This window comes from Undibacterium sp. GW821-FHT11H02 (genome assembly GCF_058808015.1).
In genome coordinates, this window is the sequence record NZ_JBXARG010000001.1 from 495,417 (window position 1) to 502,278 (window position 6,862).

Sequence of the window (6,862 nt, forward strand, 5' to 3'; positions counted from 1 at the left end):
TTATTATTTGATGATTAAAAGGAGCACTATATGATTTCCGCATTTCAGCGCGAATTAAAAAAAGCAAGCGCAACATTTATTATTGCTTTGTTTGGCCTAACGTTCAGCGTGGGCTCAAGTGCTCAAGAACTACCCAAAGTCAGTATTAAAACGTCTATGGGGGATATCGTCCTAGAGCTCTATCCCGATAAAGCGCCAAAAACAGTAGAGAACTTTTTACGTTACGTCAAAAAAGGCCACTACAATAAAACGATCTTCCACCGCGTGATTGATAATTTCATGATTCAAGGTGGCGGGATGGACAGCGCTATGAAAGAAAAAGCCACGGATAAACCCGTCGTATCAGAAGCAAAAATGGCGTTTGAACAAGGGCTAAAAAATGATATGGGTACGATAGCAATGGCGCGCATGCCTGATCCAAACTCAGCCCGCGCGCAGTTCTATATCAATGTAAACAATAATGATTTTTTGAACTATCAACCGCTACCTGATGGCGACCCGGTTTCTGTATTGAAAAATGGCGACTCAATAAGCTTGCCGCGCGCACGTGCCTTAGTTGTTGCCGCAGGTTATACCCCATTTGGTAAAGTAATCGAAGGCTGGGAAGTCGTCGAAAAAATCAAATCTGCTGCCGTAACCGATGTCAGCATTTACCAAAACGTACCGACAAAACCTATCACTATTATCTCAGTCAAAATAATCAAATAATTTTTCACTTCAGAATCTGCAGCGCAATTGCTCAACATGGGCGAACATCGCTAAGCAGACTTCTTTCAGATTAGATTCAGTTACAATACGTCATCCATTTTTTAGAGGTCTATTATGGCAGTCCTGCTCACCACCAATCTCGGCAATATCAAAATCGAACTTCACGCAGACAAGGCACCAAAAACAGTAGCCAATTTTCTTGCCTACGTTGAAGCTGGTCATTACACGGGCACTATTTTCCATCGTGTTATTCGTGGTTTTATGATACAAGGTGGCGGTTTTGAAGTTGGTATGAAACAAAAACCTACCAATGCGCCAGTCGAAAATGAAGCGAAGAATGGCTTGAAAAACGTACCATATAGCTTGGCGATGGCACGTACTAGTGATCCACATTCAGCTTCAGCTCAATTCTTTATCAACACCGTGGACAATGAATTTCTCAACTATCCTGGCCAAGATGGCTGGGGTTATTGCGTATTTGCCGAGGTCACCGAAGGCAAAGAAGTCGTCGATAAGATTTCGGCATCCAAAACTACACGCTCTGGTATGTTTGCCGATGTTCCGGTTGAAAATATCATTATCGAAAAAGCAGAAGTAATTTAAATTTTTAAGCTTTTTTTATTGGATCATCTGAATGCCTGCTTTAACCAGTAACGAGCACTCTGATCAACAAGCGCAACCCAAAGCGGTTGCGCTTTTTGTTTCCGATGTTCATTTATGCGATGTGCTACCTGATACGACAGAAGCGTTTCTTCGATTTTTGGCGACGCAAGCGATACACGCTGAACGAGTGTATTTGCTAGGTGATCTATTTGAATATTGGGCGGGGGATGATGACAGTGAAACTCCCTACAATCACACCATCATTACTGCCTTACGTGCCGTCAGCGACGCGGGTGTCAAGTTGTATTGGATTGCTGGCAATCGAGACTTTCTTGTTGGAGAAGGTTTTGCACATCTAACTTCGGTTCAGCTATTAAATGATCCCCATGAATTACAACTCGCAGGTCGACATTTATTAATTTCACATGGCGATGCACTATGCACCGATGATGTCAGCTATATGGAGTTTCGCTCCATGGTACGCAAACCGGCCTGGCAAACACAATTTTTAGCTAAGCCTTTAAGTGAGCGCAAAGCGATTATTCAAGGCATGCGTCAGGCCAGCAATAGCGAGCAGAAAAATAAGAGTATGGCGATTATGGATGTTAATCAAAATGCGGTTGCGCGATGGTTCGAGCAATTTCCGGGGACGAGTTTAATCCACGGTCATACGCACCGCACCGCGACGCATACTGAAGCCCATGGCTTGCGTTATGTCCTACCCGATTGGGATTGTGATCATGCATCTACGCCACGTGGTGGTTATTTACGTTTAGAGGTCGATGGGCAATTACAATTTATTTATTTGTAGACGCTCTCTTTTTTGGCTAGCTTAGCAATCGAGCTTCTTCGCTCAATTACTCAGTCTTTACTTAGCCTCTGCGAGTAAGCGTAGTATTTCAGGTCGGACATTAGCTGGCAAATTATCGTTCTATGGCAACCACGATTGCTGAACGTTTATTGCCATCCTTTTTTAGCAAATTTAAAACAAATCAAATCCATCGTTTAATCCACCAGTTGCGAAATTTCATCTGCATCGATACGTTTCTCATTCAAGGATTTTTCACAAACAATACCTGCCACTAAAATCGCGGCACGCAATTTTTCAATTTGCTCTTGTTGAGAGCAAACGTGCTCTGTAAGTTGGCGGAATGCTTTTGAAATTGGATCATCGCCGTTCGTGCTTAAACCATAGGCGCTGAATCCAGAAGTATCTGTGCCTTCATTTACTACATGTCCTGATTTCACTAGATGTGCAGGATTACCCACCGCAGTCGCACCAGCTGGAACTGGTTTGATTACAACCGAATTAGAGCCGATTTTTGCACCAGCACCAACAGTAAAACCACCTAAGATTTTTGCACCAGCACCGACAATCACGCCCTGTTCTAAAGTTGGGTGACGTTTAGCACCTTTCGTCAATGAGGTTCCACCTAGAGTGACTCCTTGATAAATCGTACAATCATCACCCACCACGGCAGTTTCGCCAATTACGACGCCAAAGCCATGATCAATGAACACACGCTTACCAATCGTCGCACCAGGATGGATTTCAATTCCGGTAAAAATCCGCGCCAGATGCGCAATAAAGCGCCCTAGCCACTTCATTCCGTGTGTCCAACACCATTGAGCCCAAACATGCATGACGATTGCTTGCAGGCCCGGATAACAGGTAATCACCTCCCAAGTATTTCGGGCGGCGGGATCACGTTGGATGATGCTGGCGATATCTTCGCGTAGTTGTTTGAACATAAAATTGGGAAATGCTGGCCGAGTCAGTACAATCTTGTAAACGGTGACTAGTGTAAAAGGTTTTTGCGTTTGCTGCAGGAGCAACCGTCTTTATGTGTATGCACGTTGGCAAGTGCGTTTGCGATGGCACTAGAAGATGCGGTATCTGCCAAAGATACCGCGACAGATGTCACTGAACAGCGATGCGTTGACGACGTGCCTCGTAAAGACAGACCCCAGATGCAACTGAAACATTCAAACTTTCCACAGAACCTAGCATGGGAATTTGCACCAGCATATCGCAATTTTCGCGCGTCAAGCGGCGCATACCTTCGCCTTCATTTCCCATGACAATCGCGATACCACCTTTGAAATCGACATCGTAAATCGTTTTTTCGACGTCATCGGAGGTGCCGATAATCCAGATATCGCGTTCTTTCAGTTCGCGAATCGTGCGTGCCAAATTGGTTACTGTAATATAAGGCACTGTTTCCGCCGCCCCACTCGCCACTTTTTCAGCGGTAGCATTTAATCCAACAGCACGATCTTTAGGCGCAATCACTGCATGCGCACCAACACCGTCTGCCACACGCAAGCAAGCACCTAGATTATGTGGATCAGTAATGCCATCCAATATCAGTAACAAGGGAGGTCCTTCAATTGCATCAAGTAATTCATCCAAATTACGTGCCAATGAGAGTTCACCTGCCTTCGCGACCACACCTTGATGGCGACGGGTTCCAACGATATTAGAAAGGCGCTGATCATCTGCTTGAATAATCCGTATGCCTGCTGATTTGGCAGCATGAATCAATTCCTGCATACGACGATCAGAGCGATCATTGTCAACATAAATCTCTTCTACTGACGATGCTTCATGACGGATACGAGAGGTCACGGCATGGAAACCGAAAATCATTTTACTTTTCATTGCTCACTTCTTTTAGGTATTTAAATTTTTTTACAATAACTAGCTGATCAAGTACAAGCCAGATCAATCAGATTTAGCGTTTCTTACGCACTGGTGGTGCCGCCTTCACTTTACGCTCCGCGCGGGTCGCCGCGACCGACACTTTTTTACGCTTGGTTTTACTTGATGGCGTCTCTACGTAGACCGCAGGTTCTTTACGAGCTTTCGCTATATTGCTAGTCACCGTTTTTTCAATCTCAATGGCACGCCCAGCCTTCGCATTTGCGCCACGCTTTGCTTGACGTGTCTCTGCAAGCTCTTCAAATTCACGTGTTTTAGGGAAACGGTTTGGTACCACATTGGTCGCCAAAGACAAATCAATTTTACGCGCATCGATGTCGACACGACTGACCACCACTTTAACTTTATCGGTCAACTGATAGCGCTTCCCACTACGCTCACCTCGTAACTCATGACGTGCATCATCGAATTGAAAGTAGTCAGCACCGAGTTCCGTAATATGAACCAAGCCTTCTACAAACATTTCATCTAATTGCACGAATAAACCAAATTGCGTTACACCAGAAATGGTGCCGGTAAACTCCTCACCAAGCTTACTCTTCATGTAATAACATTTGAGCCAAGCTTCAACGTCGCGCGATGCTTCATCGGCACGGCGTTCATTCGCAGAACAATGGGTACCGAGCATATCCCAAATCGTTATTTCTTTTTGCTGACGCTCTTTACCAGCAGCACGATCAGCCGCCATTTGTTTGCGGGCTGCGTTCGATACACTGGTATTCAGAACACTGGTATCGATACCTTTAGGCTCGTACTTTTTCCCTTGCAAAATCGCTTTAATAGCGCGATGCGTCAACAAGTCAGGATAACGACGAATCGGACTTGTGAAATGGGCATAGGCATCGTAGGACAAACCAAAATGACCAATATTGTCAGGGCTATAAACGGCTTGCTGCATTGAGCGCAATAACATCGTTTGCAATAATTGTGAATCTGGCCGCCCTTTTATTTTTTCCATTAATTGCGCGTAGTCAGACGCTGAGGGTGTATCACCTCCCATCAGATTTAAACCGACCTGACGCAAGAAATTTCTTACTTGAGTTAATTTTTCTTTGGTGGGACCTGCGTGTATCCTATACACGCCTAAGTGTTCAAATTCTGCTAACAAACTGGCGGCACATACGTTAGCAGCCAACATACATTCTTCGATCAACTTATGTGCATCATTGCGGGTACGCGCTAAGATTTTTTCTATCTTGCCAGCGGCATTGGCGACGATATAAGTTTCAGTCGTTTCAAAATCAATCGCTCCACGACGCTGACGCGCTTTCAACAAAACTTGAAAGCACTCATACAAATGCAGCAAATGCGGCACCAAGGGCAGCCGTTTATTCGCCTCTGGTCCTTTCGTGTTTCCAAGAATAGTGGCCACTTCAGTGTAAGTAAAGCGAGCTGCAGAATGAATGACTGCTGGATAAAATTGATAGGCGGTCACTTCACCGTCGAGAGAAATAACCATATCGCAAACCAAGGTCAACCTATCGACATTCGGATTCAATGAACACAAACCGTTAGACAATTTCTCAGGCAGCATAGGGATAACGCGGCGCGGAAAATAAACCGACGTGCTACGCAATAAAGCATCTTCGTCAATCGCGTCATTCGGTTTGACGTAATGACTAACATCGGCAATCGCCACCAGTAAGCGATACGCTTTTTGGCGCCCGATTTTTACCGGCTCGCAATAAACGGCATCGTCAAAATCGCGCGCATCTTCACCGTCGATAGTAACTAAAGGGACATCCCGTAAATCAACACGGTCTTCTAAATCTTTTGCAGTAACATCAAAAGGTAATTTTTCAGCGGCGCGTTTCGCTGCTGCAGAAAATTCATGTGGTACGCCGAACTTACGTACCGCGATTTCGATTTCAATGCCTGGGTCGTCAATTTCACCCAAGATTTCAACTACTTTTCCTATTGCCTGTGAATACTTGGTCGGCTGTTCAATCAACTCAACACTCACTACCTGACCCGCTTTTGCTTTGCCCGGTGTTCCTGCCAATAAAATATCCTGATTGATGCGGTTATCTTCTGGGGCAATCAACCATACACCGTTTTCGTTGATCAAACGACCGATAATATGCGTATTAGCACGTTCCAAAATCTCCGTGACACTACCTTCTAAACGACCTTTTCTATCCGTACCTACCACTTTCGCACTGACACGATCACCATTTAAAATGCGTGCCATCTCACGTTCAGGTAAAAACAAGTCTGGGCTACCGTCATCGGGCGTCAAGAAACCATAACCATCGCGATGACTACTGACCTTCCCTACAATTAAATTATCTTGCGCCAGGGCAGAGAAATTGCCTGCCGTATCTTGTTTGACCTGACCTTCGCGCTCCATCGCTTTCAGTCTCTTTGCCATACCATCGATCTCCTCAGGTTTAACACCCAATTTTTTTGCAATCGAAGTCGCTTTCAATGCGGTCTTAGACGTACGTAAAACACCGAGAATGTCCTCGCGGCTGGGAATGGGATAAAGATGTTTGTTCAAAGCAGTAGAATCTCTTCAGATAGAAAAATAGAAAATAGAAAACGTAGCGAAGGTAGTTAGTTTATCGGGTTACACTGAAAATAAATAGCTAAGTTTGAAGAAGTGAATTTCAAAACGAGGACGATCTAAACCACTAAACACATTGACTTTAACCAGCTTTACTTTATAATTCTCGCTTTCGTTGCCCACGTGGCGGAATTGGTAGACGCGCATGGTTCAGGTCCATGTGCCTTCGGGTGTGGGGGTTCGAGTCCCTCCGTGGGCACCACAGCATGAAATAGCAATACACCTTAAAAGCACTTTAACTTAATAGAATCAATAAGTTAAAG

The 6,862-nt window shown here is 44.8% G+C and carries 6 protein-coding genes and 1 tRNA gene; 4 read left to right on the forward strand and 3 right to left on the reverse strand.

From position 1 onward, the window contains the following. The first annotated feature begins 30 nt into the window (after positions 1-30). The 3 genes from AC1RR2_RS02255 to AC1RR2_RS02265 all read left to right on the forward strand — a co-directional run bounded on the left by AC1RR2_RS02255 (position 31) and on the right by AC1RR2_RS02265 (position 2,122). Positions 31-708: a peptidylprolyl isomerase gene (locus AC1RR2_RS02255; RefSeq protein WP_493220673.1), complete on the forward strand. Its 678-nt coding sequence runs from the start codon at positions 31-33 to the stop codon at positions 706-708. 114 nt (positions 709-822) lie between these two features. After that, positions 823-1,311, forward strand: coding sequence for a peptidylprolyl isomerase (locus tag AC1RR2_RS02260; RefSeq protein WP_493220674.1), 489 nt, complete (start codon positions 823-825; stop codon positions 1,309-1,311). A gap of 31 nt (positions 1,312-1,342) precedes the next feature. Further along, positions 1,343-2,122: a UDP-2,3-diacylglucosamine diphosphatase gene (locus AC1RR2_RS02265; protein ID WP_493220675.1), complete on the forward strand. Its 780-nt coding sequence runs from the start codon at positions 1,343-1,345 to the stop codon at positions 2,120-2,122. 194 nt (positions 2,123-2,316) lie between these two features. On the opposite strand, the gene cysE is transcribed toward AC1RR2_RS02265, so the two are convergent. The 3 genes from cysE to rnr form a co-directional block, all read right to left on the reverse strand. Then, positions 2,317-3,063, reverse strand: coding sequence for a serine O-acetyltransferase (cysE, locus tag AC1RR2_RS02270; protein WP_493220676.1), 747 nt, complete (start codon positions 3,061-3,063; stop codon positions 2,317-2,319). Positions 3,064-3,232: 169 nt separating this feature from the next. Further along, entirely contained in the window at positions 3,233-3,973 is a 741-nt protein-coding gene (gene rlmB, locus AC1RR2_RS02275) for a 23S rRNA (guanosine(2251)-2'-O)-methyltransferase RlmB (RefSeq protein ID WP_493220677.1), read from the reverse strand. Positions 3,974-4,046: 73 nt separating this feature from the next. Next, entirely contained in the window at positions 4,047-6,533 is a 2,487-nt protein-coding gene (rnr, locus tag AC1RR2_RS02280; protein ID WP_493220678.1) for a ribonuclease R, read from the reverse strand. Between the two features lie 183 nt (positions 6,534-6,716). Between rnr and AC1RR2_RS02285 the strand changes: the two genes are divergently transcribed. Beyond that, positions 6,717-6,801: transfer RNA gene (locus tag AC1RR2_RS02285), tRNA-Leu, on the forward strand. The last annotated feature ends 61 nt before the right edge of the window (positions 6,802-6,862 follow it).